Annotated in this window: 2 protein-coding genes and 1 pseudogene; 2 read left to right on the forward strand and 1 reads right to left on the reverse strand. The window is 64.7% G+C overall.

Going from position 1 to position 2,890, the window contains the following annotated elements:
- Positions 1–849: pseudogene (prfB, locus tag RUW20_RS17415) on the reverse strand (peptide chain release factor 2); the annotation flags it as partial.
- A gap of 312 nt (positions 850–1,161) precedes the next feature.
- On the opposite strand from prfB, the gene RUW20_RS17420 reads away from it, so the two are divergent.
- Entirely contained in the window at positions 1,162–1,911 is a 750-nt protein-coding gene (locus tag RUW20_RS17420; protein WP_313953493.1) for a class I SAM-dependent methyltransferase, read from the forward strand.
- A gap of 356 nt (positions 1,912–2,267) precedes the next feature.
- Positions 2,268–2,885 (forward strand): PAQR family membrane homeostasis protein TrhA, encoded by a 618-nt coding sequence (trhA, locus tag RUW20_RS17425; RefSeq protein WP_313953494.1) that lies wholly within the window; start codon positions 2,268–2,270, stop codon positions 2,883–2,885.
- The last annotated feature ends 5 nt before the right edge of the window (positions 2,886–2,890 follow it).

Below are 2,890 nucleotides of genomic sequence, written 5' to 3' on the forward strand. Positions count from 1 at the left end.
TGCTGCGAGCGGTCGTTCTGGCACTGGACGACGATGTTGGTCGGCAGGTGCGTGATGCGTACCGCCGAGTCGGTCTTGTTGATGTGCTGACCACCGGCGCCGGAGGCACGGTAGGTGTCGATGCGCAGGTCGGCCGGGTTGATGTCGACTTCGAAGGAGTCGTCGATCTCCGGGTAGGCGGTTACCGAGCAGAAGCTGGTGTGGCGGCGGGCATTCGAATCGAACGGCGACTTGCGCACCAGACGATGGATGCCGGTCTCCGACCGCAGCATGCCGTAGGCGTAGTCGCCGGCGATCTTGAGGCTGGCCGTCTTGATGCCGGCGACCTCGCCTTCGGATTCTTCCAGCACTTCGACCGCGTAGCCCTTGCGCTCGGCGTAACGCAGGTACATGCGCAGCACCATCGCCGCCCAGTCCTGCGCTTCGGTACCGCCAGCGCCGGCCTGGATGTCAAGGAAGCAGTTGAGCGGATCGGCCGGATTGTTGAACATGCGCCGGAACTCGAGGCCGGCAACCGCCTTCTCGATGCCGTCGACATCGGCGGCGACGGCGTCCAGGGTCTCGTCGTCGTCTTCTTCGCGCGCCATCGCGAACAGCTCGCGGGCATCGCGCAGACCATCGCCGACCTGATCCAGCGTCAGCACGACGTTTTCAAGCGATCGCTTCTCGCGGCCCAGCGCCTGCGCACGCTCGGCGTCGTCCCAGACCTTCGGATCTTCCAGTTCGAGGGAAACGGCCTTTAACTGATCAGATTTCTGATCGTAGTCAAAGATACCTCCGCAGCTCGGTGGCCCGTTGACCGAGGTCTTCGAGCCGGTTGTCGATGATGTTGAGTTGTTCGGCTTCCATGGCTTGTCTGATCGCTTGAGTGAGGAACCGTGCATTATATACGCCCGATGCTCCCGCTCGGGTGGCGGCTCTCGCGCTGAGTCGATGCCGAGCGCGATGCTCTGGCGCCATGGCGGGCATGGCCCGGAAAGGAAAGCGTGTAAGATCGGGAGCCTCTGGCGCCCCCTCGTCGCCTGCGGCACGCCGCTGAGCGTTCAGAGCCACGCCCGCCAGCGCCCGCTAAAGCCTCCAGTGGCCTCGGACAGGGGGGCGGATGAAAAACGCCCGACAGGGGCCCGGCTGCGAGAGCCTCCATTTTTCCCGTTACCGCTGATGCCGCCAACCCAGTCCCTCAAGCGCCTCGCTCGGCGCCTGCCCAACCCCATCTACCGTGTGCTGCAACGCTTGCACCAGCGTCTGGCGCCAGCGGCCGCGCAGCTGCAGCCCAAGCCGGGGCCGTTGATCACCGAGCTCGCGCCCCGCCTCGCCGCCATCCCCGGGTGGTTCAATCTGGACGACCTGGCTCACTTCACCCTGGTCCTGGGGACCCAGGCTGCCGCGGGACTCAGCGGTGACATCCTGGAGATCGGCTGTTACCACGGGCGTTCCGCCGCCGTCCTTGCCCTGCACCTGCAGCAGGGCGAGCAGCTCTTCCTGGTGGACGCCTTCGACCTGCCGCTGGACGAAGCCTATGGCGACACCCCCAGTCCGCAGGGCGTCTGGGACAATCTGCAGTCAGTCGTTCCCGGTCTGTCCCGGCAACGGGTGCACATCCAGCGGGCCTACAGCGGCGATCTGCGCTTGCCGGCCGAGTGTCGTCTGCGCCTGGCCCACGTCGATGGCGGCCATGACGCCGCGACGGCGCGGGCCGACCTGGAACTGTGCCTGCGCCACCTGCTTCCCGGCGGCGTGCTGGTGGTTGATGACTACGCCCATCCGCAACATCCGGGCGTAACCGAGGCGGTCGAAAGCCTGCTGCACGAGCACGCCGGTCTGCGCGTGCTGGCGGACCTTAACCGCAGCGGTGCCCTGGGGCGCAAGCTGTATCTCAGCGCGACCCCGGCGCCAGCGCCAGCGCGTTGACCGGCGAACCGGCAATCGTTCGCCGGCACTGGCTCCGCCAGCGCAAGAACGAAAACCGGGGCAGGGGCCTTCAGCCGCCCATGAGAATCCGTCGGCAGGGGGTGAGGCAAGATGGACCTTGTTCTTCGCCGGCAAAAGATCAGAAAACACTGGTAGCATGAGCCCCGCCGGTTGCCGGACGAATGTCCGAGGCAGGCTCGAAGTGGACGCGCAGCGGGTTTCAATCCGTGTTGCCATCAGTCTGCGATTAGCCGGCAGAAGCCGGGCCCGCTTCAATGTTGACGGTGTTTCTCCATTTTCAGCCCGGGCAATGGCGCCTGGCCGGCGGGTTGTCCACAGGACCAAGGCAAGCGCATATGTACCACGGGGAGAAGCTCAACGCCTGGACTCACGTTGTTGGGGCGGCACTCGCGCTGGCTGGCTCGGTCGTCCTCGTCGTTCTTGCCGCGCTGGGCGGCGACCCCTGGAAGGTGGTCGGGGTGTCGATCTACAGCGTCACGCTGGTGCTGCTCTACAGCTTTTCGGCGCTTTACCACAGCTTTCGCGGGCGCACCAAAGACATCCTGCGCAAGCTGGACCACCAGGGCATTTATCTGCTGATCGCAGGCAGTTACACACCCTTTTGTCTGGTCACGCTGCGCGGCCCCTGGGGTTGGTCTCTTTTGGCAACGGTGTGGGGGCTCGCACTAGTCGGTAGTTTGCAGGAACTGCGGCCGCGGAACGACGCACGGATCCTGTCGCTGGTCATTTACATCGTCATGGGTTGGGCGATCGTGGTCGCCCTGGTGCCTCTGTTGAAGGCGTTGGGGATGGACGGCTTCATCTGGGTCGCGGCAGGTGGCGTGTTCTACACTACCGGTATCGTTTTCTATGCGCTGGATACACGGCTTACCCACGCTCACGGTATCTGGCACCTGTTCGTGATGGCCGGTAGCGCGGCGCATTATTTTGCCATTCTGCACTACGTTCTGTGATTCGC

Source organism: Accumulibacter sp., from assembly GCF_032229525.1.
Classification (GTDB): Bacteria; Pseudomonadota; Gammaproteobacteria; order Burkholderiales; family Rhodocyclaceae; genus Accumulibacter.